Annotated in this window: 19 protein-coding genes and 2 pseudogenes; 4 read left to right on the top strand and 17 right to left on the bottom strand. The window is 49.1% G+C overall.

Features of this window, described 5'->3' with window-relative positions; all coding sequences use genetic code 11:
• Positions 1–68 precede the first annotated feature (68 nt).
• The 10 genes from ispH to ACTHSP_RS02795 all read right to left on the bottom strand — a co-directional run bounded on the left by ispH (position 69) and on the right by ACTHSP_RS02795 (position 11,817).
• The gene (gene ispH, locus ACTHSP_RS02840; protein WP_314053263.1) at positions 69–1,037 is read right to left on the bottom strand and encodes a 4-hydroxy-3-methylbut-2-enyl diphosphate reductase; all 969 of its coding nucleotides are present in this window, start codon (positions 1,035–1,037) and stop codon (positions 69–71) included.
• Positions 1,038–1,050: 13 nt separating this feature from the next.
• Entirely contained in the window at positions 1,051–1,557 is a 507-nt protein-coding gene (lspA, locus tag ACTHSP_RS02835; protein ID WP_314053261.1) for a signal peptidase II, read from the bottom strand.
• A 148-nt stretch (positions 1,558–1,705) separates the two neighbouring features.
• Positions 1,706–2,605, bottom strand: coding sequence for a glycine--tRNA ligase subunit alpha (gene glyQ / locus ACTHSP_RS02830; RefSeq protein WP_049351720.1), 900 nt, complete (start codon positions 2,603–2,605; stop codon positions 1,706–1,708).
• 81 nt (positions 2,606–2,686) lie between these two features.
• Positions 2,687–2,869, bottom strand: a complete 183-nt coding sequence (gene yacG / locus ACTHSP_RS02825; RefSeq protein WP_440345607.1) for a DNA gyrase inhibitor YacG — start codon at positions 2,867–2,869, stop codon at positions 2,687–2,689.
• Positions 2,866–3,486: a dephospho-CoA kinase gene (gene coaE, locus ACTHSP_RS02820; RefSeq protein ID WP_049351721.1), complete on the bottom strand. Its 621-nt coding sequence runs from the start codon at positions 3,484–3,486 to the stop codon at positions 2,866–2,868. The genes yacG and coaE overlap by 4 nt, the downstream gene beginning before the upstream one ends.
• On the bottom strand, positions 3,486–4,373 hold the full coding sequence (locus ACTHSP_RS02815) for a prepilin peptidase (protein WP_049351722.1): 888 nt from the start codon (positions 4,371–4,373) through the stop codon (positions 3,486–3,488). Before ACTHSP_RS02815 ends, coaE begins: the two co-directional genes overlap by 1 nt.
• A gap of 1 nt (position 4,374) precedes the next feature.
• Positions 4,375–5,616: a type II secretion system F family protein gene (locus ACTHSP_RS02810; protein ID WP_137041172.1), complete on the bottom strand. Its 1,242-nt coding sequence runs from the start codon at positions 5,614–5,616 to the stop codon at positions 4,375–4,377.
• A 79-nt stretch (positions 5,617–5,695) separates the two neighbouring features.
• A complete protein-coding gene (gene pilB / locus ACTHSP_RS02805) occupies positions 5,696–7,375 on the bottom strand; it encodes a type IV-A pilus assembly ATPase PilB (RefSeq protein ID WP_003685901.1) in 1,680 nt (559 codons plus the stop codon).
• 403 nt (positions 7,376–7,778) lie between these two features.
• The gene (carB, locus tag ACTHSP_RS02800) at positions 7,779–10,994 is read right to left on the bottom strand and encodes a carbamoyl-phosphate synthase large subunit (RefSeq protein WP_440345606.1); all 3,216 of its coding nucleotides are present in this window, start codon (positions 10,992–10,994) and stop codon (positions 7,779–7,781) included.
• A 10-nt stretch (positions 10,995–11,004) separates the two neighbouring features.
• Positions 11,005–11,817 carry a hypothetical protein gene (locus ACTHSP_RS02795; protein ID WP_003744210.1) on the bottom strand — a complete coding sequence of 271 codons (813 nt, stop codon included), beginning with the start codon at positions 11,815–11,817 and terminating at the stop codon, positions 11,005–11,007.
• 77 nt (positions 11,818–11,894) lie between these two features.
• On the opposite strand from ACTHSP_RS02795, the pseudogene ACTHSP_RS02790 reads away from it, so the two are divergent.
• Both ACTHSP_RS02790 and ACTHSP_RS02785 read left to right on the top strand, forming a co-directional pair.
• Positions 11,895–12,025 (top strand): annotated as a pseudogene (locus tag ACTHSP_RS02790) (IS1595 family transposase); the annotation flags it as partial.
• Positions 12,026–12,048: 23 nt separating this feature from the next.
• Positions 12,049–12,216 carry a hypothetical protein gene (locus ACTHSP_RS02785; RefSeq protein ID WP_318250562.1) on the top strand — a complete coding sequence of 56 codons (168 nt, stop codon included), beginning with the start codon at positions 12,049–12,051 and terminating at the stop codon, positions 12,214–12,216.
• Positions 12,217–12,553: 337 nt separating this feature from the next.
• Here the strand turns inward: ACTHSP_RS02785 and ACTHSP_RS02780 are convergent, their stop codons facing one another.
• The 3 genes from ACTHSP_RS02780 to carA all read right to left on the bottom strand — a co-directional run bounded on the left by ACTHSP_RS02780 (position 12,554) and on the right by carA (position 14,570).
• Complete coding sequence (locus ACTHSP_RS02780) at positions 12,554–12,943, bottom strand: endonuclease domain-containing protein (RefSeq protein WP_440345605.1); 390 nt, start codon at positions 12,941–12,943, stop codon at positions 12,554–12,556.
• A gap of 95 nt (positions 12,944–13,038) precedes the next feature.
• Complete coding sequence (locus ACTHSP_RS02775) at positions 13,039–13,296, bottom strand: SemiSWEET family transporter (RefSeq protein ID WP_016687622.1); 258 nt, start codon at positions 13,294–13,296, stop codon at positions 13,039–13,041.
• Between the two features lie 143 nt (positions 13,297–13,439).
• Entirely contained in the window at positions 13,440–14,570 is a 1,131-nt protein-coding gene (gene carA, locus ACTHSP_RS02770; RefSeq protein WP_440345604.1) for a glutamine-hydrolyzing carbamoyl-phosphate synthase small subunit, read from the bottom strand.
• Positions 14,571–14,964: 394 nt separating this feature from the next.
• On the opposite strand from carA, the gene pilC reads away from it, so the two are divergent.
• A complete protein-coding gene (gene pilC / locus ACTHSP_RS02765) occupies positions 14,965–18,183 on the top strand; it encodes a PilC family type IV pilus tip adhesin (protein WP_049351732.1) in 3,219 nt (1,072 codons plus the stop codon).
• 277 nt (positions 18,184–18,460) lie between these two features.
• On the opposite strand, the pseudogene ACTHSP_RS02760 reads toward pilC, so the two are convergent.
• The 4 genes and pseudogenes from ACTHSP_RS02760 to tal all read right to left on the bottom strand — a co-directional run bounded on the left by ACTHSP_RS02760 (position 18,461) and on the right by tal (position 22,548).
• A pseudogene (locus tag ACTHSP_RS02760) lies at positions 18,461–19,350 on the bottom strand (IS5 family transposase).
• Between the two features lie 129 nt (positions 19,351–19,479).
• A complete protein-coding gene (locus ACTHSP_RS02755; RefSeq protein WP_003686784.1) occupies positions 19,480–20,214 on the bottom strand; it encodes a LytR/AlgR family response regulator transcription factor in 735 nt (244 codons plus the stop codon).
• A 238-nt stretch (positions 20,215–20,452) separates the two neighbouring features.
• Positions 20,453–21,340: a tRNA glutamyl-Q(34) synthetase GluQRS gene (gene gluQRS, locus ACTHSP_RS02750; RefSeq protein ID WP_440345603.1), complete on the bottom strand. Its 888-nt coding sequence runs from the start codon at positions 21,338–21,340 to the stop codon at positions 20,453–20,455.
• A 152-nt stretch (positions 21,341–21,492) separates the two neighbouring features.
• The gene (gene tal, locus ACTHSP_RS02745; protein WP_308111777.1) at positions 21,493–22,548 is read right to left on the bottom strand and encodes a transaldolase; all 1,056 of its coding nucleotides are present in this window, start codon (positions 22,546–22,548) and stop codon (positions 21,493–21,495) included.
• Between the two features lie 134 nt (positions 22,549–22,682).
• Here tal and ACTHSP_RS02740 point away from each other — a divergent pair.
• On the top strand, positions 22,683–23,452 hold a 770-nt coding region (locus ACTHSP_RS02740; RefSeq protein ID WP_440345602.1), incomplete at its 3' end, for a KpsF/GutQ family sugar-phosphate isomerase.

The following is a 23,452-nucleotide window of genomic DNA, read 5'->3' as shown; positions in this document are numbered from 1 at the left end:
GAATAAACTTAAGGCCGTCTGAAAGTTTTCAGACGGCCTTAAGTTTTCAAATAAAGCAAATAACAAACTTACCCTTTATTTAGGATCTGCTTGTTTTCGCCATCACGACGCAACTCTTTGGGCAAGACAAATACAATGCTTTCTTCTGCGCCTTCTCCTTCGCGTATGGTCTCATGTCCCCAATCTTGAATGGTTTGTAAGACTTCTCGAACCAAGACTTCGGGCGCAGATGCACCGGCAGTGACACCAACCTTGGTTTTGTTTTCAAACCATTCTTTTTTCAGATAGGAAGCATTATCGACCATATAGGCATCAACGCCGCGCAATGCGGCTACTTCACGCAAGCGGTTGCTGTTGGAAGAGTTGGGTGAACCGACAACAATTACGAGATCGCATTCTTCGGCCAATTCTTTAACAGCAGTTTGGCGGTTGGTTGTGGCGTAGCAGATATCTTCTTTGTGCGGATTACGGATATTTGGAAAGCGTTGATTTAAAGCTGCAATGATGTCTTTGGTTTCGTCTATCGATAAAGTAGTTTGGCTGACGTAGGCAAGTTTGTCAGGATTTTTGACGTTCAGTCCGGCTACATCTTCCACTGTCTCAACCAGAAACATTTTGCCCGGAGGTAATTGTCCCATCGTGCCTTCTACTTCGACGTGGCCTTTGTGGCCAATCATGATAATTTCGTAATCTTGCTCATCGAGGCGGGCTACTTCTTTATGGACTTTGGTTACCAGAGGGCAGGTGGCATCAAAAACGCGGAAACCACGTTGTGCCGCTTCTTCCTGGACTGCTTTGGATACGCCGTGAGCCGAGTAAATCAGTGTGGCACCCTTTGGGACATCCGCCAAGTTATCGACAAATACGGCACCTTTTGCCCGCAGATTGTCGACGACGAATTTGTTGTGAACGACCTCATGGCGGACGTAAATAGGCGCGCCGAATTCTTCGAGTGCACGTTCAACAATACTGATGGCACGGTCAACACCGGCACAGAAGCCGCGGGGATTGGCAAGGATAATGGTTTTTTGAGTCATGTGTGTTCCGTTTTCAGACGGCCTTTGTGTCGTTTGAAGGTGTTTTTTTGTTCAGCAAACCGTCTATTACCAAGCAAACTGCGCCAACGCAGATAAAGCTGTCGGCAATGTTAAATGCGGGGTAGAACCAGTTTTGCCAATAGAAAAGCAGAAAATCGACAACGTGGCCGTGAATCAGACGGTCAACCACATTGCCAATCGCGCCGCCGATAATCATGGCAGCCCCTAGTTTGCCCCAGCGGCCAAACTCATCACGCAAAATGGCACGGGCTAAATACAAGCTGATAACGACGGCCAGACCTAAAAAGAAGAATTTCTGCCAGCCGCCTTGGTCGGCCAAAAAGCTGAATGCCGCGCCTGGATTATAGGCAAGGGTCAGGTCAAAGAAGCCTGGAATGATATTGAGGCGTTCGCCTTCGGTAAAGTGTTTCAAGATTTCCCATTTGCTCAGTTGGTCAAGAATGATGGCAACGAGGGAAAGTAAGAAAAAGGGAATTTTTGCAGAAGAGGATGAACTCATGTTTTCAGACGGCTTATGTAATAAAGGGTTTATTTTACCTGAAAGCAGGCTGGAAGTGTTTGCGATGGCATTGACGTCAAGGCCGTCTGAAAATAGAAACGCCGCCACTTGAATATATCAAAGGGCGGCGTGATAAGCATGTGCGGGCTTATTGGTTTTTAAGTAACGGGAAACCCAGTTTTTCGCGGCTTTCAACGAATTTTTGTGCAACGATACGGCTCAGTGCGCGAATACGGCCGATGTAGGTTGCGCGTTCGGTAACAGAAATGGCGCCGCGTGCATCCAAGAGGTTGAACGTATGACCGGCTTTGAGTACAAGCTCGTAAGCAGGCAGGGCAAGACTGGTGTCTTCAACTGCAAGCAGGCGTTTGGCTTGTTCTTCATAGTCGTTGAATTGGCGCAAGAGCCAATCGGCATCGCTGTATTCGAAGTTGTAGGTGGATTGCTCGACTTCATTTTGATGATAAACGTCGCCGTAAGTGACGATGTTGCCATCAAGAGTTTTTGCCCAAACGAGGTCGTATACGTTTTCCACGCCTTGCAGATACATGGCGAGACGCTCGATACCGTAGGTGATTTCACCGAGTACAGGGGAGCAGTCAATGCCACCGACTTGTTGGAAGTAGGTGAATTGGGTTACTTCCATGCCGTTGAGCCAAACTTCCCAACCCAAGCCCCAAGCGCCGAGAGTAGGGTTTTCCCAGTCGTCTTCTACAAAGCGGATATCGTGTACTTTAGGGTCGATACCCAATTCGCGCAGGGAATTGAGGTATAGGTCTTGAATATTGGCCGGTGCAGGTTTGAGCACAACTTGGAATTGATAGTAGTGTTGCAGGCGGTTGGGGTTGTCGCCATAGCGGCCGTCTTTGGGGCGGCGGCTGGGTTGAACGTAAGCGGCAAACCAAGGCTCTGGGCCTAACGCGCGCAGGCAGGTGGCTGGATGCGAAGTACCGGCACCGACTTCCATATCGAAAGGTTGGATAACGGTACAGCCTTTGTCTGCCCAGTAGTTTTGTAATTTGAAAATAATTTGTTGGAAGGTGAGCATGGTGGATGGAATAGATTGGAATAAAGAGGGTATTTTACTGTTTTGAGCCTGTTTTGAATAGGCTGAAGGAAACAGCGCAGTTTATTTGCCGTCCAACAGGTCTGAAAAGGGGTTGTCTTCCGAAGAAACGGTGTATTTTTCTTGTGCCCATTCGCCTAAATCAATGAGTTTGCACCGTTTGCTGCAGAAAGGGCGGTAGGGGCTGTCGGTGTTCCAAACGACTTCTTTGTGGCAAGTTGGACATTTTACAACAGGAGCGGTCATGCAGTTTCTTTCAGTGATTGTGCAATGGATTGATAGTATTGATGCAAGCGGGCAACCTTGATTTTTGCTTCTTCCATGCTATGAGTATTATCCAATACATCGTCGGCATGCAGCAGTCTTTCACATCGAGAAGCTTGGGTGGCCATGATTTGACGCGTTTGTTCTTTTGAAAAACCATTGCGTTGATGTACGCGTTCGATTTGGACGGACTCTGGAACATCTACAACCAAAATGCGGTCAGTCTCCGCTTTAAATGCCGGATTCTCAATCAAAAGCGGTACATCGACAATGCCGTAGGCGGATGAGGCAAGTTGTTGTTTCTGCTGCTGGATTTTGTTTAAGATTAATGGCAGAAGCAGGTTTTCCAGTTGTTTTTTGGATTGAGGCCGTCTGAAAACTTCTTCCCGTAAAGCCATACGATTCAGACGGCCTTCACTGTCAAAAACCTCATCGCCGAAAAGCTGGCGGATGGCAGGAAGGGCTTCACCGTTTTCAGCGGTCAGTGAACGGCTGATGGCATCGGCATCAATAATGGGTGCGCCAAGTTCGGCAAACATTTGGGCAATAGATGATTTACCGCTACCGATACCGCCGGTCAAGCCTATCCATAATGTCATTATCGGAATCCTGATTGTACGAGCCACCATTGTACCAGTTGGGTAATAGGTGCATTGGCAACCAAAATAATCCATCCTGCTACAGCAAGGCTGGGACCAAAAGCAAAATATTGACCTTTACCAACGCGGGCAATGAGTGCGCCCACCAGTCCGACTAAGGCAGCCATGAAGATCAGAACAGGCAAGATACCTACGCCCAGCCATGCCCCGAGCGCGGCCAAAAGTTTGAAGTCGCCATTGCCCATGCCGATTTTACCGGTCAGAAGTTTATAGACGGCGCATAAAGTATAAAGGCTCATATAGCCTGCGATTGCGCCTAAAACGGCTGAATGCAGGGGTACGAATGTGTCATTCAGATTAAACAGCAGGCCGATCCAGATTAGGGGCTGAGTCAGGCTGTCGGGTAAATATTGTGTATCGGCATCAATAAAGGTCAGCGCAATCAATATGGCAGTCAAAATTAATCCACCAATAGTTGTACATGACCAGCCGTATTGCCACGCGACAATACTGAATAAGACACTTGTCAGCAGCTCAATCAGCGGATAGCGTATGCCGATAGCGGTTTTGCAGGAGTGGCATTTCCCGCCCAGTAAAACATAGCTGAGGATGGGGATGTTTTGCCAAGGTTTGACTGGGTTTTTGCATTTTGGGCAGCGTGAATTCGGTTTGCACAGATTAAATGGCTGTTTTTCTTCATCTGTCAGCTTGATGCCCAAATGCTCTTTAGAAAATTGTGTCCATTCGCGTTCCATCATTATCGGCGTGCGATAAATGACAACGTTTAGAAAGCTGCCAATCAGCAATCCTAAAATAACGGCTAAAGGAATGGCGAATGGCGCAAGAACGGAGAGGGCGTCGATGGCAGAGTAAATACTATCAAGCATATCAACCTACGACATTACCCAAGTTAAACAGCGGCAGATACATGGCAATCAGCAAGATACCGATGAGCGAACCCAATACCACCATGATGATAGACTCCATCAAGTGAGACAATCGGGAGACGGAGTTGTCTACTTCATCTTCGTAGAATTCGGCAGCTTTGTTCAGCATATCGTCCAAAGAGCCTGACTCTTCGCCGATGGCCGCCATTTGGATCACCATATTGGGGAACATATCCGTACTTTGCATACTGGATGTCAGCGACAGACCTTGGGTTACCTTGGCGCGGATGTCTTGAGTGGCTTCTTCATAGAGAATATTGCCGGATGCGCCTGCAACTGAATCTAATACTTCCACCAAAGGAACGCCGGCTGCGAAGAGGGTGGAAGTCGTACGCGCCCAACGGGCAATGGTTGCTTTACGGACGATGGCGCCAAAAACAGGGAGTCTCAAAATCAGAGCATCGATTCGTTTTTGGAAGGTAGGCGATTTTTCATGGAGTTTGTACAGGCCGAAGGCGGAAACAATCAAAAGGATGATCATAATCCAGCCATAGTCGACGAATAAATCGGACAAGCTCATGACGAGTTGGGTAAGGCTTGGCAGCTCTGCCCCCATATTGGCATAAACTTCTTTAAAGGCAGGCAGTACAAACATCATCATGATGAAGATAAGCGCAATTGCCACCACGATAATGGCAATCGGGTAGGTCAGTGCGGTTTTAACCTTTTTCTTAATGGCTTGCGTTTTTTCTTTATAGACAGCCAGTTTGTCCAATAGGCTTTCCAGTACGCCGCCGGACTCGCCTGCGCTAACCAGATTACAATAAAAGCGGTCGAAATATTTTGGATATTTGGAGAACGATTTACCCAATGCGCTACCTTGTTCGACATCGGAGCGAACCTGCATCAGCATTTCGGTCATGCTCGGATTGGAGTGGCCGCGCGCAACGATTTCAAAAGCCTGCATCAGCGGTAAGCCTGCCTTCATCATCGTTGCCAGTTGGCGGGTGAACACTGTAATGTCTTCTTGGGTAATACGGCGTTTGCGTGCGGTTTTAACTTTGCTGATACGCAAAGGACGAATGCCTCTGCGTTGGAGTTTCTTGCGTGCTTCTTCTTCGTCTTTGGCAACTACTTCACCATGGACAAGACGTTCGGTCTCGGTATTTTTTCCTTCAAAAGTAAAACGCTTGCCTTTGCTTCTTGAGCCGAACAGACTTCTTTTTTGCTCTGCTTGAGCCATGTGTTATCCCTTGTTAGTAAGAAATAAAGCGGACTGTTTCCCCGTGCCGCTTTATTTTAATTTTCGAAAATATGGCAGTTTAGTCATTGGTATGAGCAGTCACTTCTTCCAACGAGGTCAGGCCTTGCATGACTTTCATGAGGCCGGCGCGACGCAAGTCTACCATGCCTTCCTGATAGGCCATGTTCATGATATCAACTTCTGTACCGTTGTTCATAATGACTTTTTGCATTTCATCGCTGACCGGCATGACTTCATAAATACCGACGCGGCCTTTAAAGCCTTTGCCGCGGCAGCTGTCGCAGCCAACCGGGCGGTAGAGTTTCCAATCTTGAGCCAAGTCCGTATCGGTAAAGCCGGCTTTTTTCAATGCCGGAACCGGCGGGCGTTCAACTTCGCGTTTGCAGTTTGGACACAGTCTGCGCAACAGCCTTTGCGCCATAATCAGGCTGACCGAGCTGGCGATATTGAAAGGCGCTACGCCCATGTTCAAAAGGCGGGACAGCGTGGCCGGTGCATTATTGGTATGCAGGGTCGAGAAAACCATGTGGCCGGTTTGGGCGGCTTTAATGGCGATGTCGGCGGTTTCCAAGTCTCGGATCTCACCGACCATAATAATATCAGGATCTTGGCGCAAGAAGGATCGGAGTGCGGCAGCAAACGTCAGACCTTGTTTCTCATTGACGTTGACTTGGTTGACGCCCGGCAGGTTAATCTCGGCCGGATCCTCGGCCGTCGAAATGTTCACATCTTCCGTGTTCAAAATACTCAGGCAGGTATAGAGTGAAACGGTTTTGCCCGAACCTGTCGGACCGGTAACCAACACCATGCCGTAAGGGCGGTTGATGGCCTCAAGCAGCATTTCTTTTTGGAAAGGCTCTAAGCCGAGCTGGTCGATATTGAGCGATGTACCATCGGAATTTAGGATACGCATTACCACTTTTTCGCCAAACAACGTCGGCAATGTGCTGACACGGAAGTCAATCGGACGGCCGTGTTTATGGAAGGCAATTTGAATTCTGCCGTCTTGCGGAATACGTTTTTCGGAAATATCCAAACGCGCCATCACTTTGATGCGCGATGCCAACTGGCCGCGCACGGCGACAGGAGGCTGTACGACTTCACGCAATTGTCCGTCCACGCGGAAACGAACGCGCGCCATTTGCTCGTAGAATTCAAAGTGGATATCCGATGCGCCCGCGTTCAGGGCATCGGATAAGGTTTTATGGATGAAGCGGGGGATTGGACCGTCTTCAGCTTCTTCATTGTCGATATAAAGCGATTGCGATTGCTGCGTTGCTTCATGTTCGTCGTTGATTTCTTTCAGAATGGTGGTCGAACGTTGACCTAGCCATTCCAGCAATGAGCTGAGCTGGTCGTCTGGAACTACTACCAAGTCGACACTTAAACCTGAAGCAAAAGCAATTTTTTGAAATTTTTGGATTTGGGTCGGATCGGATACGGCGAAATAAACCTTGCGTCCGCGTTTGAAAATCGGAATGCAACGGTTTTGCACCATTTGCTCTTCCGTCAGAATGTCGCTGACTACATTATTGCGCGGGTAGTAGCGCAAATCCAAAAGGGGATAGCTGAATACGCGCGCAACCAACTCTCCCAAAGCTTTAGGGGAGATGATGCCGTCTGAAAACAGGTTGGGCAGGATTTCTTTGCCCGATTGTAAAAGGCTGTTGTAATGTTCCGCTTGTTGATTTGAGATGGTCTGGCTTTGAACCAAAACACGCAATAATCCGACACTCATTTTATTTTCCGTTTCTTGTGCAGTTTTCCCTTTAATTTAGAGGAAAGCCGTATTATTTTATCATTATTATGATTAAAGCATATGTTTAATTATGCAAATCTGCTTAAATTGCAAAGACATGCTTCTGCTTTAATTGTATTTTTATTTCAGACGGCCATTATAAAGCAAGGAGAATAGGCGTTAAACTCGATATTTTTGGATTATGATGAAAAAACAACAATTTTGTCGTATGAATCCAATCAATAACGAAATTATATTTCATGTTGCTATTGCTTGTTTGGAGATGGCAGAAAAGGTTGTTTTGATGGACAGACGGTTGGAATTTGAAATATGAAAAGGCCGTCTGAAACTGAGCAATCAGGTTTCAGACGGCCTTTTAGCTATTTAAATCCGATAGGATTGATTAGGCTTTGTTTTTCAACCGTCCATGCAACTCCTGTACGCTGTACACGCCCAGGTGGTCGCGGCTTTTTGCGCCTTCGCTCATGGCTTCGCCGCCGGCGATGGTGGTGTATTGCGGCACGCGTTGGGTGAGGGAGGTGCGGCGGATGCTGTGGCTGTCGGAGATGGATTGCGCCGAGCTGCTGACGGTGTTCACCACCAGCGCGATTTCGCCGTTTTTAATCGCGTCCACGATGTGCGGACGGCCTTCCTGTACTTTGTTCACCGCTTGCACGATGATGCCGTGCTCTTTCAGGTATTCGGCGGTGCCGCGTGTGGCGCAGACGCCGTAGCCTAAGGCTTGGAAGTTTTGCGCGGTTTTGACGATGAGCGGTTTGTCTTCGTCGCGTACGGCGAGGAAGATTTTGCCGGTCGGGTTCAGGCGTTCGCCTGCGCCGAGTTGGGCTTTGTAGTAGGCTTCGCCGAAGCTTGCGCCCACGCCCATCACTTCGCCGGTGGAGCGCATTTCGGGGCCGAGGATGGTGTCCACGCCGGGGAATTTGATGAAGGGGAAGACGGCTTCTTTAACGGCATAGAAATCGGGGACGACTTCTTTTTCCACGCCTTGCTCTTGCAGGGAAATGCCTGCCATGCAGCGCGCGCCGACTTTGGCGAGCGGCACGCCGGTGGCTTTGGAGACGAAGGGAACGGTACGGCTGGCGCGCGGGTTTACTTCCAGCACGAACACCACGCCGTCCTGCACGGCAAACTGTACGTTCATCAGGCCGACCACGCCCAGCGCGTACGCCATGGCTTTGGTTTGGCGGCGGATTTCGTCTTGGATTTCTTCGCTGAGCGAGTAGGGCGGCAGCGAGCAGCCGGAGTCGCCGGAGTGGATGCCTGCCTGTTCGACGTGTTGCATGATGCCGCCGATAACGACGTCTTTGCCGTCTGAAACGCAGTCCACATCGACTTCAATCGCGTTGTTCAGGAAGAAGTCGAGCAATACAGGGCTGTCTTCGGATACCTGCACGGCTTCGCGCATGTATTTTTGCAGCTCTTCAGCGGAATGGACAACCTGCATGGCGCGGCCGCCGAGGACGTAAGACGGGCGAACGACCAGCGGATAGCCGATTTCTTCGGCTTTGACGAGCGCTTCTTCTTCGTTGTGGGCGATGCGGTTGGGTGGTTGGCGCAGGCCTAAGTCGTTCAACACTTTTTGGAAGCGTTCGCGGTCTTCGGCGGCGTCGATGCTGTCGGCGGACGTGCCGATGATGTTCACGCCGTTTTCAACCAGCGCGTTGGCGAGTTTGAGCGGGGTTTGGCCGCCGTAATGCACAATCACGCCCCACGGGTTTTCGGTGCGGACGATTTCCAACACGTCTTCCAGCGTCAGCGGCTCGAAATACAGGCGGTCGCTAGTGTCGAAGTCGGTGGACACGGTTTCGGGGTTGCAGTTCACCATGATGGTTTCAAAGCCCGATTCGCGCAGGGCAAGCGCGGCGTGAACGCAGCAGTAGTCAAACTCGATGCCTTGGCCGATGCGGTTCGGACCGCCGCCGAGAATCATCACTTTTTTACGGTCGGAAGGACGCGCTTCGCATTCTTCTTCATAAGTAGAGTAGAGGTAGGCGGTTTCGGTGGCGAACTCGGCGGCGCAGGTATCGACGCGTTTATACACGGGATGCAGGTTCAGCGCATAGCGGTGTTCGCGCACTTCTTTTTCTTTTACGCCCAAAAGCTGCGCGATGCGTTTGTCGGAGAAGCCTTTGCGTTTCAGACGACGTAAGGCGGAGAAATCCAAATCTTGCAGGCAGCCTGCACTTACCTGCTGCTCTTCTTTCACCAAGTCTTCGATTTGCGCCAAGAACCAAGGGTCGATGGCGCAGATTTCGTGGATTTCTTCCAGCGTGAAGCCCGTGCGGAACGCGTCTGCCACAAACAGCATACGCTCGGGGCCGGGGTTGGCCAGTTCGCGGCGAATTTCCGCTTTGTCGGAGCTTCTCGGATTGAAGCCGCACAAGCCGGTTTCCAAACCGCGCAAGGCTTTTTGGAAGCTTTCCTGAATGGTGCGGCCCATCGCCATCACTTCGCCCACCGATTTCATCTGCGTGGTCAGGCGGTCGTCTGCAGCGGGGAATTTTTCAAACGCGAAACGCGGGATTTTGGTCACGACATAGTCGATGGAAGGCTCGAACGACGCGGGCGTGCGGCCGCCGGTGATGTCGTTGCGCAACTCGTCCAGCGTAAAGCCGACAGCCAGTTTCGCCGCCACCTTCGCAATCGGGAAGCCCGTCGCTTTGGAAGCCAGCGCGGACGAACGGCTCACGCGCGGGTTCATTTCAATCACAATCATCTCGCCGTTTTCAGGGTTTACCGCAAACTGCACGTTCGAGCCGCCCGTATCCACGCCAATTTCGCGCAATACCGCCAACGAAGCGTTGCGCATGATTTGATATTCTTTGTCCGTCAGCGTTTGCGCCGGCGCAACCGTAATCGAGTCGCCCGTATGCACGCCCATCGGATCGAAGTTTTCAATCGAACAGATGATGATGCAGTTGTCCGCCTTGTCGCGCACCACTTCCATCTCGTACTCTTTCCAGCCGAGCACGGACTGCTCAATCAACAGCTCATGCGTGGGCGACGCATCGAAACCGCGTTCGCAAATCGCCAAAAACTCGTCTTTATTGTAGGCAATGCCGCCGCCCGAACCGCCCATCGTGAAAGACGGACGAATCAGCGTCGGAAAGCCGACCTGTTCCTGCGCTGCCAAGGCTTCGTTCATCGTGTGGCAGACAAAGGATTTCGGGCAGGAGAGGCCGATTTTCTCCATCGCCTCCTTAAAGCGGCCGCGGTCTTCCGCCTTGTCGATCGCATCTTCCGTTGCGCCGATCAGCTCGACATTGTATTTCGCCAGCACGCCGTTGCGCGCCAAATCGAGCGCACAGTTCAGCGCGGTCTGGCCGCCCATCGTGGGCAGAATCGCATCGGGCCGCTCTTTGGCGATAATCTTCTCCACCGTCTGCCACATAATCGGCTCGATGTAGGTAACATCCGCCATTTCAGGGTCGGTCATGATGGTGGCGGGGTTGGAATTCACCAGAATGACTTTATAGCCTTCTTCACGCAAAGCCTTGCAGGCCTGTGCGCCCGAATAGTCAAATTCGCAGGCCTGACCGATAACGATAGGGCCGGCGCCGATGATAAGGATGGATTTTAGGTCGGTACGTTTGGGCATGGGGATTTCCTTATTTTATTTTTAAAAGGTTACTTTTTTCTTTACAGTGGTTTTGCGTTTGAGGTGGCAAATTTTTAATTTGACAGTATTCAAGTGGTTCTTGTTTAGTTGGTGCCATTTGAACACCAATGATTATGGGGAAATAGAAAATCATGACTGTTGAAACAAAGGAAACAAGCAAAATGTAAAATAATACAGGAAGGATTTCTTTTAACTTCTCTTTTGATAACTTTTCTTTTAACTTTTCTTTTGTTGAAGACGGAATTGCACGAATTTCTTTTTTGAATTTTACAGGAGTATATTTTCTAAAAATTAAAGATGTAAGTATTTTCATGGAGTAATGCATATATAAAAATACTATTGATATTGGCATGATTAGTATTGATACTATCGATACAACAGCATCAACAGGTGTATTAACTGAGAAAAAACGTATTATAGTTAAATAAATACTTACTATAGCAACAAGTACGGTTATTTTTTCAATGCACTCAAGCCAATAATTTATGTTTGTTTTTATAATAAAACTATCTTCTTGCAGCGTGTATGGAATGCTAAAGAAATTGAGCATTTCTTCAGTAGTATTGTTTATCATGTATTTTTTTGTTGCTAACGAATAAAGAAAAAATGATATGGGAAACAATATTAAACTAACTAATTTAATTATGGATTCATTGTTATTAATAATCCATGCATAAGCCTCTTTAATCCAGCCCCAATTTGTTATTGCTATTATAAAAATAATAACGAATGCACAAATTATGAAAGTTAATAAAACCATGCCCATAGGAATGAGGTTGTTTGGGGATCCGTGATTTTTCATATAATATTATTCAAATTCTAATAATTTGTTTGGGGCTTAGGAAGCAAAATCACCCAAATCAGTGATAAGCTTCTGAAATGAAATTAAAAAACAAGTATCAAAAGTTCAGCAAAATTTCTGACCACAATTTCGTCAAATTCTACGGCTATTTGCCTTGGATTTGACTACTTCTGATACTGCCAGATTAACTGGCATCAGTGTCAGAAGCAAGCCGCAGCCCGCATGTAGGGTGTGTGCGGTACGCACGCGTTCTCTATTTTCCCTGCAACCCCAACCCACCGCGTGCGTGCCTTGCGGTACACACACTACCGATGGGTTCAAAGGCCGTCTGAAAAACGCTCGCGGCGTTTATTCCACCTGCCTTGCGATAAAGGCTACCTGAAAAATTCCTGCCGTTGATATTTCGGGCATTCTTTTTCAGACGACCTGCAACGCTTGAACCTGCTGCAACCTACTCCCTCCCCCGTGGGGGAGGGTTGGAGAGAGGGTATTCTTCCAAATCGCGGCAATCTTTCCCAATACCCTAACCGCCCCAATACAAGCCTTGCGGCTTGTTACCCTCTCTCTAACTCTCTCCCACGAGGAGAGAGGACGGGGTGGCTGTTCGGTTTAAGGGTTCTGCAAGAAAAACAGGTTGTGCAGGCTGCTTTTTGCTTTTCAGACGACCTTTATAAACGCTCAATTCAGGCAGCTTTACACTATTATTTTCAAAAATCCAATCAAAATCAGCCATCTGCTACTGTGCAGGCTGCTTTTCCAATTCTTGTAACACGCGCAGGATTTCCGCCAGCACATCGTTTGTCTGCTGCAAAATTTCGTGGTTCCAAAAACGCAGCACGGTAAAGCCCAGGCTGTTGAGATGTGCCGTTCGCGCGTGGTCGTATGCGGCTTGTTCTGTATGTTGCCCACCGTCTGCTTCGACAATCAACTTGGGCGTTACGCACATAAAATCAACAATATAGTTTCCAATCGGCTGCTGGCGGCGGAATTTATAGCCGTTCAGACGGCCTACCCGCAGGTGCTGCCACAATTTCGCTTCCGCCTTGCTCATTTCTTGACGCATGGCTTTGGCGCGTTGATACAGGGCGGGGTTGTCGGTGGTCAATAGTTTTTCAGGCGGGTTCATTTTTTTATTATCAGGTGTGGGAAACGCCTTGATGACAATCTTTTTTCAGACGACCTTTTACGTTTTTATTTTGCACAGGCCGTCTGAAAACTTCCTTAAAAACTGGTAATAAACGTAATCAAGCCCAAAATGATACCGGGGGCGTTTGCCAGCATGACGGGGTAGTCGCGTTTTTCTTTCAAAAAGCCGTAGGCAACCCATAATGTGCAGTTGATGGCGGCGACGAGGGGTTGCAGCGGCGAGCCGGGGTTGCCCGCGAGGTTGTTTTGGATTTGCGGGATGTAGGAAACGTACATGCCTACGGCGGTCAGGGTGGCGACGACGGAGAGGATGCGCATTTGTTTTTCAGTCATGCTTTTCCTTTCTGATTTGAGAGATTGATTTTTCAGACGACGTTTTGTGTTGAGGGGTCGTCTGAATTTTTGTTTTTTATGTTTTGATTTTTATCGGGTTTCAGACGACCTTGTTGAGTCGAAAGGTCGTCTGGAAAGGCGGTTTATTGTTTTGCCGCTTTCATATTGTCAATGAATTTGTCAAACAGATAACCGACATCTTGCGGGCCGGGGCTGGCTTCGGGGTGGCCTTGGAAGCAGAACACGGGTTTGTCGGTCAGCTCGATGCCCTGCAAGGTATTGTCGAACAAGGATTTGTGGGTAATCCTTGCGTTGGCGGGCAGGGTGTCGGCATCGACGGCGAAACCGTGGTTTTGGCTGGTGATGACGACTTTGCCGCTGTCCAAGTCTTGCACGGGGTGGTTCGCGCCGTGGTGGCTGAAGTGCATTTTCAGGGTTTTTGCGCCGATGGCGAGGCTGATGAGCTGGTGTCCCAAGCAGATGCCGAAGATGGGCTTGCCGCTTGTCATCAGTTTTTGCACGGCTTCGATGGCGTAGTCGCAAGGCTCGGGGTCGCCGGGGCCGTTGGAGAGGAACACGCCGTCTGGGTTGAGTGCCAACACGTCTTCCGCGCTGGTTTGGGCGGGGACGACGGTCAGGCGGCAGCCGCGTGCGGCAAGCATACGCAGGATGTTGGTTTTCACGCCGAAATCGTAGGCGACGACGTGGAACGGTTGTTCGGCAGGGGTAACGAAACCTTTGCCCAGCGCCCATTCACCTTCGGTCCATTCGTAGGCTTCTTTGCAGGAAACTTCTTTCGCCAAATCTTTGCCGACCATGCTGCCGAACGCAGCGATGAGTTCTTGCGCTTTTTCAACCGTGGCGTCCGCGCCGGTCAGAATCGCGCCGCCTTGTGCGCCTTTTTCGCGCAGCAGCGTGGTCAGGCGGCGGGTGTCGATGTCAGCGATGGCGACGGTTTTGTTGCGCACCAGATAGTCGTGCAGGCTTTCGGAGGCGCGGAAATTGCTGTGCAGCAGCGGCAGGTCGCGGATAATCAAGCCTGCGGCATAAACGCTGCGGCTTTCTTCGTCTTCGGCGTTGGTGCCGGTATTGCCGATGTGCGGGTAGGTGAGGGTAACGATTTGTTTGCAGTAGGACGGGTCGGTCAGGATTTCCTGATAGCCGGTCATGGAAGTGTTGAACACGACTTCGCCGGAAGTCGAACCTTCGTAACCGATTGATGTGCCGTGAAATACGCTGCCGTCAGCGAGAACGAGTAATGCAGGTGTGGTCATGATGGAATCCTGTTTGCCTGATGATGGTCGGTTCGAAAAAATGGGTCAGGCCGTCTGAAAAATAAAAATTGTTTACAAAAAAGACAGCCTTCGGAAATCTCGGCTAAAAAAAAACACGCCCCGCAGCCTTGATTTTGCTGCGTAACGTGCTTTTTCAGACATAGCTGCCTATGCCGTAGAAGCAATGCATTCTACGTCAAAAAGCCATATCGTTCAAGCTGTGGTTTGGCAACGGATTTTCCCTTTACAATCATGAAGTCTGTTTCATTTTCGCCATTGTTCGCCACATTAGACAAAAAAAACAGCCCGAACCCCACATAAATGACATCGTAAATGTTAGAATCGCATTCCGAGAAAATAAAAACAACGTCATCATCCGTCAACCGACGATTTTATGAAAAAAGAACGCATTATGAAAAACAAATCTTCACGTTGCCCCGGCTCCATCCGTCCGATGATTTACAGCATCGCCTCCGCGCTCGCCTTGATGAGCGGGGTGGCAAATGCCGCAGCAGGCGAGTTCGCCAAAGTCCCACTGTATCTGCAAAATGAATCTAAAATTGATAAACAGCCCGAAGTTAAACACAACATTATGCTGTTTATTGATGATTCAGGTAGTATGGATGAATATATTGGCAGTCAAACCCGTATTCAGATTACAAGGGATGCGTTAAGTAAAGTTTTGAAGGAACATGGTAGTACATTTAACTGGGCATTGCAGACTTTAAATAATAGCGGTATGAGCGATACTCCTGATGACAAAGGATTTACCATACCGGCAACTGAGATTGAAGAAAGGGTAAAAAGGATTAAGGCCAAAGGAGGTACGCCGACTACCTCGCGTTATTTTGAGTTGGTCAGTCAAATTGTGATGCCGAATGTGAAATACCGTTGCCAGAAATCATATGTGGTTTTGATGTCTGACGGTGATGCCAATTTTAGCTGTAGTTTGGATGATAGAGGATACAAATGGCCTAAGTCTGATTTTAAATATGGGGATTTAAGCCGCTATTCGGATTATTATGGACGAAATATTTCTCTGGAAGAACCAAAGTATAGAGAAGCATATAATTATTTTGGGTATAGGCAGGCAGGTTATTGTCGGAATGAGAAATTGGGGGCATATGATACCTCTTGGGATATGGATGATGGCTTAGCTTTCTTCAGTAAAAAACTTGCAGAGCAGGATTTTAAAACCGAAGGAACGGATGATACAGGTAAAAGCTGGAACGGCGATCCTAAAGATCCTGCCGATTACAGTAAACAACTGGTGCAGACCTTTACCGTAGGCTTCGGGCAAGGTATTTCGCCCTCAGGAAGGAGGTATTTGGAGCTGGCTGCCAGCCGCCCCGAGTATTATTATGAGGCAGATAAACCTGAAAGTTTGTCGAAGGTATTTAACGACATTGTAGAGCAGATTAAACCTGGCACGAAAAATGTGGGTTACGACGATGTTGGTGCGACCGCGCCTGCAACGACCAGCAGCAGCCTGCCTGAGATGTCGGCAGTTATCGGTTTGAAAACAAACTCTTGGAGTAGCCAGATTATTTTCCAAAGATTAGGGAAGGATGGTCGTCGTAGTGAAGAATTGAAGCTGTACCCGTCGTTTGCAAACCGTAAAACCCTGATTAATACGGGTTCAAGTACTTATTTTATTAATAATATTCCCAATAATACTTTAAACAATGCCTATTTTGATATTGCAGATGCAGCTAATGGTAAAAATTCGGATGAATGGCGTGATTTGCTGAATTGGACGGGGCGTATCGGTGATGATAAATCAATACAAGATAAATCAAAAAACACACCGTACAGTCAAGTTTACCGTATTCGGGAAGGTGATCAGCGTGATTTGGGCGATATTTTGGACGGTTCGGTTGCTGCTGTCGGTAATAAGGCCAAGTATAAAGTTGGCAACGATACGATCAAGCGTCAGAAATATATGGTTGCGGCTGCGAATGACGGCATGGTGCATTTGTTCCAAACCTCGTCAGATGCAAATCATCCGTATGAACTGAAAGTCAGCTACATCCCTTCGACAATGGAGCGGGATGTCGCAGATGGTAATAATGTGAAGACGGTTACTTTGGCAAAAGTTTTGAAAAATATTGCCAAAGACAGCTATACGTCGTCTATTACCAATCATGAATATATGGTTAACGGCGGATTTACCTTGCGTCAGACTTCTGAAAATGATACTCAGCGCGTATTTATGTTTGGTGCGATGGGTCAGGGTGGTCGTGGTGCCTATGCCCTGAATATCGGCGGTAATGTAGATAAAGCTACCAAAACAGGTTTGGATGTCACTGATACCGAGTGGAATAAAACAGTTCCATTGTTTGAAACCATCAAAGGTGAGAAAAACACATTGGGCTATACCATTGGTACGCCGCAAATTGGGCGTGTCTCGGTCAGCAGACCTGCCGATAACGGACGTGTAGATATAAAAGAAAACATTCGCTATGCAGGTTTTCTTGCCAGCGGTTATCGTGTTGAAGATAAAGCCGATACGAAAAATGAAACAGCATTGTATGTATATGAAATGCTAGGTAAGGAAGTTGGTACAGGCGATAAGCGTGGTAACGATACAGGTAAAGCACCGGGCGATTTGTTGAAAAAAATCGAAGTTCAAGACGGTGTAGGCGGTCTGTCCACGCCGACCCTTGTGGACACTGATTTTGATGGTGTAATTGATGTTGCGTATGCGGGCGACCGTGGAGGCAATATGTATCGTTTTGACCTGCGCGGCGAAAAACCGGACAACTGGAAGGTTGTTAAAATCTTTACGGGTTCACCCAGCAAACCGATTACCTCCGCACCTGCCGTTTCACGCCGCAGAGCAAACGAATATGTCGTGATTTTCGGTACGGGCAGTGAGATTTATCAAAATGATCTGACCAATAAAGACAAGCAATCTATTTACGGTATTTATGAAGATTTGACACCGAATCAGACCGTAACCGCTGCTTCCGAAAGTGATTTGCAGCAACAAGAGTTTCGTCCTGAAGAAAAAGGAAAAGAAGGCTATATTTATCTAACTAACAACCAGGTTGCCAAAACCCAAAAAGGTTGGAAAATCGATTTGCGTGATGGTGAACGGGTAAACGTCAAACCGACTATGATCTTGCGTACTGCTGTTGTGACTGTGCGTCGCTATGATTCTGTTACAGAGGAAAAATCTGCAGGTGCCGATGTTTGTTTACCAGCAAGTACGAGCGTGAAAACTGCAGCAAAAACTTCGTTCATTGGTGTGAATGCTGATAATGGAGGTGCATTGAACGCACGCAGCGCGCGTTTTACGCCTGATACCGTTATTCGGAAGCTGGACGGCTTTGGTATGCAATACGCCAATGGTTTGACTCAGGATGGGGTTATCAACTTTACCTTCCTCAATCCGAGCAAATTGGATGATTCCCCTGTGACCGCAGACGGGGATTCAGGTGGTACGGGTACGGATAAAGAGCTTTCTGTTACGTCGAGTACGCCAAATAACAAATGCTTCTCCAATAAAGTAACCCGCAGCCTACTGTTAAATAAGGGTGAGTCTCTGGCAGTTGAGGGTGGTCGTATCTGTGGTTTGAAACGTATCAGCTGGCGCGAGCTGTTTTTCTGATTGGTTCGTGCAAACGAATGAAGACCAAGAGGTCGTCTGAAACTTGGAAACAGGTTTTCAGACGACCTTTGTTTTATAGTGGATTAACTTTAAACCAGTACGGTATTGCCTCGCCTTGCCATACTATCTGAGACCTTTGCAAAAAAGTCTTTCCCCCAACAGCCGAAACCTAAACAAAGGTTTTCGGCTGCTTTTGTTTCAAATATCCACTGATTCTATTCAAATACCCCCTTAATCCCCCCTTGGATACCTGATAATCAGGCATCCGGGCCGCCTTTTAGGCGGCAACAGGCACACTTAGCCTGTTGGCCGCTTTCAACAGGTTCAAACACATCGCCTTCAGATGCGTTTGGTTTGCGCTTCCGTCAGCGGACGGTTGCGGCAGGCTTTGCGCATAATGCCGTCTAACAACTGATGCTCTTCCAGATGTTGCCGGTTTTCCTTACTGTCATAGCCTTTGTCGGCATAGACGGTCGTACCTTCGGCAATGCCCTCCAACAAAGGCAACAGGTGGTTGCACTCATGGGTATTGGCAGGGGTGATGTGCAGTTTCTCGATATAGCCTTCCCCATCGGTACGGGTATGTTGTTTGTAACCGAGTCTGTATAAACCGTTTTTCTTTGTCCAACGGGCATCTTTGTCCTTACTCGGTGTGGTTTGGCCGCTGACTTGTCCTTCGTCATCGACTTCTATGGCCTGACGCTGTTTGCTGCCGGCGGTCTGAATAATGGTGGCGTCAATGACGGCGGCGGATGCTTTCTCTACTTTTAAACCTTTTTCAGTCAGTTGGCGGTTAATCAGTTCCAGCAATTCGGACAGGGTGTCGTCTTGCGCCAGCCAGTTGCGGTAGCGGCATAAGGTGCTGTAATCGGGGATGCTCAGTTCGTCAAAACGGCAAAACAGGTTGAAATCGATGCGGGTGATGAGGCTGTGTTCGAGTTCGGGATCGGAGAGGCTGTGCCATTGTCCGAGCAGGACGGCTTTGAACATGGACAACAGGGGATAGGCGGGACGGCCGCGGTGGTCTCTAAGGTAACGGGTTCTTTGACGATTCAGGTACTGCTCGATCGGTTGCCAATCAATCACCTGATCCAACTTCAATAGTGGGAAGCGGTCGATGTGTTTGGCAATCATGGCTTGTGCGGTTTGCTGGAAGAAGGTGCTCATGGGAAATCCCCTAAATGTCTTGGTGGGAATTTAGGGGATTTTGGGGAATTTTGCAAAGGTCTCAGGCCGTCTGAAAATATCTTTTCAGACGGCCTTTGATTTAAAGAGAGCCAATCAAGGAGTGCATTGTTAGATGCTGTTTTTAATGATTTTCCTCAGGGTGGACAGTTGTCGGCGGCTGACAGGCAACGGAGTTGGAATATCGAGAATTTTAGCACCCCATGTGGATGCGTATTCGTCGTTTTCGTCATCGTCCAGTCGAATCAGGCTGTCGAGGGTGTGGCGGAAGACGAGGGCATTGCGGTGGATGCGGATGACTTTATCGCCCAGCAATTCTTCCCAGTAAACCAATGTTTTCGGTAATTCGTAGCTGTGGCCGTCGCCGGTAAACAGATAGACGGTTTTGTGTTCCGCCATCAGGTAACGCGCCTGTTGCCATGGGATTTCAACCATGCGTTCGCGGTTGTACACTTTGAAATGGGTGAAACTGTCTGCTTTTTCGCGGTTTTTCTCGATGATGCGGTCAAGCGCGGTTTGCAGGCGGGTCATTTTGATTGGTTTGAGCAGATAGTCTGCGGCAGCCAGCTCAAACGCGCGCAGGGCATGTTCTTCATAGGCTGTGGTGAATACAATTTCCGGCTGGCGCTTGGCGGTACGCTTAATGCGTTCGACAAACTCGAGACCGTCGATTTCCGGCATGCCGATGTCGGCAAAGACGATGTCGACTTCGTGGACGCTCAGCCACTCCAATGCTGGCATGGCATGGTGAAAGACGTTGAGTAGTACGACATTGCACTCTTCCAATAATACACGTAAGCGTTCTGCTGCTAATACTTCGTCTTCTACAATAATGGCACTTGGCATAGCGGTATTCTTTTTGTTGTATCGTGGGAGATCTGCCGCGTTTTGTCATCCTCAATAACGCGTCAGCCGTATGTTGTTACAACCTTGAAATTATCAGTTTGTGACAATTTTAGGAAATTTTTAAAATATACATGATTTTTCGCTTCTTAGGCATGGTTTGGGATGAACCGGAAGATTACTTACATAACTTTATGAAATATTGTAATACCTAGAGTAATTTTGTTGTAATCGTGCTAATTCAGTCTGTGATAATGGACGATTTTGGGATTTTGTCCATTTGCCAGTGTACCACCGCCCAATCAAGCAATTCCTGCGGACGGTTCACGGTAGGTGCATCGGGTAGGTTGAGGTAGGTTAGGACTTGGCGTAGGAGTTGTTCTTTTTGATTCAAATCCAAAGCCGGGGCAAGGGTTTGTTTCGACCATTTTTGTCCTTGATTGTTGGTCAATAGGGGAAGGTGGGCGTAGGCCGGTGTGGGAACGCCGAGGCATTGTTGCAGATAGATTTGGCGCGGCGTGGAAACGAGCAAGTCCTGACCGCGGACAATATGCGTTATGCCTTGATCGGCATCGTCGGCAACCACGGCAAGCTGATATGCCCAATAGCCGTCGGCACGAAGCAGGACAAAATCGCCGATATCGTGTGCCAGATTTTGTGCGTAATGTCCGACAATGCCGTCTGAAAAACCGATCATGCGATCAGGAACTTGAATGCGCCATGCCGGAGTTTTGTTTTGCGTGTCGGGTCTTTGCTGAGGATTGCGGCAACGGCCGTTATATACAAATCCGTCTGCGCCATGTGTTGCCGCCGCCTGCCAGTCTTTTCGGCTGCAATAGCAGGGATACACCAGCCCGGCTGCTTTGAGGCGGTCGAGGGTGTCTTGATACAGGTCGTAACGGCGGCTTTGATAGGTGACTTCGCCGTCCCACTCAAAACCGAAAGCTTCGAGCGTGCGCAAAATGTCGGCAGCGGCGCCGGGCATTTCGCGCGGGGGGTCAAGGTCTTCAATGCGGACCAGCCATTTGCCCTGATGAACGCGCGCGTCGGCATAGGAGGCAACGGCGGTCAGTAGGGAGCCGATATGAAGCAGGCCGGTAGGGCTGGGTGCGAAACGTCCTATATACATGGCAGGGTGGTTTTGTAGGGCAGGGATAGTATGCCTGCGCGGTATTCAAATCGTGATAGAAAAGGGCGTGCCGTACACGCCCGAATTTGGGTTTCAGACGGCCTGAGACTTTTCAAAATGATTTAAGTTTCTCGGCCGTCCGTTCAATCCGCTTAAGCCAAGGGAGCCAGCAGTTTGGCGAAAGCGTCTTCAAATTGTTTCAAACCGTCTTCCTGCAAACGAGTTGCCAAAGTTTCGACATCAATGCCGAGTTTGGCGGTTTCGGCAAGCTGCGCTTGGGCTTCGTCCACACCTTCGGTTAACGTGGCTTTGGCGGTGCCGTGGTCGATAAAGGCTTTGAGTGTGGCATCGGGAACGGTGTTGACGGTATGGGCGCCAATCAGGCTGTCAACGTACAAAGTGTCAGAATAGGCAGGGTTTTTTACGCCGGTAGATGCCCACAGAAGTTGGACGCGGTTGGCACCTTTTTCGGCAAGTGCGGCAAATTCGCTGCTGCCGAAGTATTGCGCCCAATCTTGATAGGCGGCTTTGGCCAGCGCAATGGCGACTTTGCCTTTGAGGTGGTCGGGCAGAGTGGCGTCCAATGCGGCATCGACACGAGAAATAAAGAAGCTGGCGACAACTTGAATATGGGAAACGTCATGTCCTGCCTTCAAACGTTTGGCAATGCCGTGCGCGTAGGCCGCATAGGCTTTGAGGGTTTGGACGCGGGAGAAGAGCAGGGTCAGGTTGACGCTGATGCCGTCTGAAACGAGGGTTTCAAGTGCTTCGATGCCTTCATCGGTTGCCGGTACTTTAATCATGGCATTTTTGCGGCCGATGGCGGCGTGCAGGCGGCGCGCTTCTTCAACCGTACCTTGCGCGTCTTTGGACAATTCAGGCGAAACTTCGAGGCTGACGAAGCCGGTTTTACCGCCGGTGGATTCGTGTTCGGCAAGGCATACGTCGCAAGCGGCTTGCACATCGGCAACCGCCATGGTTTCGTAGCGTTGTTTCGGGGTTAGGTCTTGTTGTTTGAGCGCGGCTACTTCATCGGCGTACAGCGCGTCTCCGGCAAAGGCTTTTTGGAAAATGGCAGGATTGGAAGTTACGCCACACACACCTTGTTTCAGCATTTCTGCCAACTCGCCGCTTTGTACCAGCGAACGGGAGAGATTGTCCAACCAGATTTGTTGTCCTAATGCTTTAACGTCCGATAAAATAGTCATCTCTGATTCCTTTTACATAATAGGTTTGTTTGTGAAGTGGCGGTAATGCTACGCCGATTCGATGAATTTGAACAGTTTACGGCTGATTAATTTGGGCAAAACAAACCTAAATTCAAGCACGAAAGGTAGTTTTGATGGCGGAAAACACACTTTATCTCGACTGGGCGCGTGATGTATTGAATACGGAAGCCGAAGGTTTGCATGAAATTGCGGCGGCGTTGGACGACAATTTTGTCCGTGCGGCAGAAGCGTTGTTGCACTGCAAGGGCAGGGTTGTAATTGCCGGCATGGGTAAGTCCGGACACATCGGCCGCAAAATGGCGGCGACCATGGCTTCGACGGGCACGCCTGCGTTTTTCGTCCATCCTGCCGAAGCGGCGCATGGCGATTTGGGCATGATTGTGGACCACGATGTCGTGGTTGCCATTTCCAATTCCGGCGAAAGCGATGAAATTGCAGCGATTATTCCGGCGTTGAAACGCAAAAACATCACGCTTATTTGTATCACTGCCCATCCTACTTCGACCATGGCGCGCCATGCCGATATCCATATTACCGCGGCGGTTTCCAAAGAAGCCTGTCCGCTCGGCCTTGCGCCGACTTCCAGTACGACCGCCGTGATGGCCTTGGGCGATGCTCTGGCGGTGGTATTGCTGCAGGCGCGTGCGTTTACGCCGGATGATTTTGCTTTAAGCCATCCGGCCGGCAGTTTGGGCAAACGCCTGCTGCTGCGCGTGGCGGATATTATGCACAAAGACGAAGCTCTGCCTGCCGTTTTGTTGGGTACACCGTTGAAAGAGGCCATTGTCCGCATGAGTGAAAAAGGTTTGGGCATGTTGGCGGTAACCGATGCCGAAGGCCGTCTGAAAGGCGTATTTACCGATGGCGACTTGCGCCGTCTGTT

The organism is Neisseria sp. P0001.S005 (assembly GCF_051963715.1).
The sequence above is the reverse complement of the archived record's forward strand: the minus strand, read 5'-3'. Positions and strand labels throughout refer to the sequence as shown.

Excerpts from the sequence above, each read along its gene's own strand:
- ispH (WP_314053263.1), bottom strand. The coding sequence starts at position 1,037 with ATGACTCAAAAAACCATTATCCTTGCCAATCCCCGCGGCTTCTGTGCC.
- yacG (WP_440345607.1), bottom strand. The coding sequence starts at position 2,869 with ATGACCGCTCCTGTTGTAAAATGTCCAACTTGCCACAAAGAAGTCGTT.
- ACTHSP_RS02775 (WP_016687622.1), bottom strand. The coding sequence starts at position 13,296 with ATGACTGAAAAACAAATGCGCATCCTCTCCGTCGTCGCCACCCTGACC.
- ACTHSP_RS02755 (WP_003686784.1), bottom strand. The coding sequence starts at position 20,214 with ATGCCAAGTGCCATTATTGTAGAAGACGAAGTATTAGCAGCAGAACGC.
- ACTHSP_RS02810 (WP_137041172.1), bottom strand. The coding sequence starts at position 5,616 with ATGGCTCAAGCAGAGCAAAAAAGAAGTCTGTTCGGCTCAAGAAGCAAA.
- pilC (WP_049351732.1), top strand. The coding sequence starts at position 14,965 with ATGAAAAAAGAACGCATTATGAAAAACAAATCTTCACGTTGCCCCGGC.
- ACTHSP_RS02795 (WP_003744210.1), bottom strand. The coding sequence starts at position 11,817 with ATGAAAAATCACGGATCCCCAAACAACCTCATTCCTATGGGCATGGTT.
- gluQRS (WP_440345603.1), bottom strand. The coding sequence starts at position 21,340 with ATGTATATAGGACGTTTCGCACCCAGCCCTACCGGCCTGCTTCATATC.
- pilB (WP_003685901.1), bottom strand. The coding sequence starts at position 7,375 with ATGAGTGTCGGATTATTGCGTGTTTTGGTTCAAAGCCAGACCATCTCA.
- carA (WP_440345604.1), bottom strand. The coding sequence starts at position 14,570 with ATGACCACACCTGCATTACTCGTTCTCGCTGACGGCAGCGTATTTCAC.
- glyQ (WP_049351720.1), bottom strand. The coding sequence starts at position 2,605 with ATGCTCACCTTCCAACAAATTATTTTCAAATTACAAAACTACTGGGCA.
- ACTHSP_RS02815 (WP_049351722.1), bottom strand. The coding sequence starts at position 4,373 with ATGCTTGATAGTATTTACTCTGCCATCGACGCCCTCTCCGTTCTTGCG.
- carB (WP_440345606.1), bottom strand. The coding sequence starts at position 10,994 with ATGCCCAAACGTACCGACCTAAAATCCATCCTTATCATCGGCGCCGGC.
- lspA (WP_314053261.1), bottom strand. The coding sequence starts at position 1,557 with ATGAGTTCATCCTCTTCTGCAAAAATTCCCTTTTTCTTACTTTCCCTC.
- ACTHSP_RS02780 (WP_440345605.1), bottom strand. The coding sequence starts at position 12,943 with ATGAACCCGCCTGAAAAACTATTGACCACCGACAACCCCGCCCTGTAT.
- coaE (WP_049351721.1), bottom strand. The coding sequence starts at position 3,486 with ATGACATTATGGATAGGCTTGACCGGCGGTATCGGTAGCGGTAAATCA.
- tal (WP_308111777.1), bottom strand. The coding sequence starts at position 22,548 with ATGACTATTTTATCGGACGTTAAAGCATTAGGACAACAAATCTGGTTG.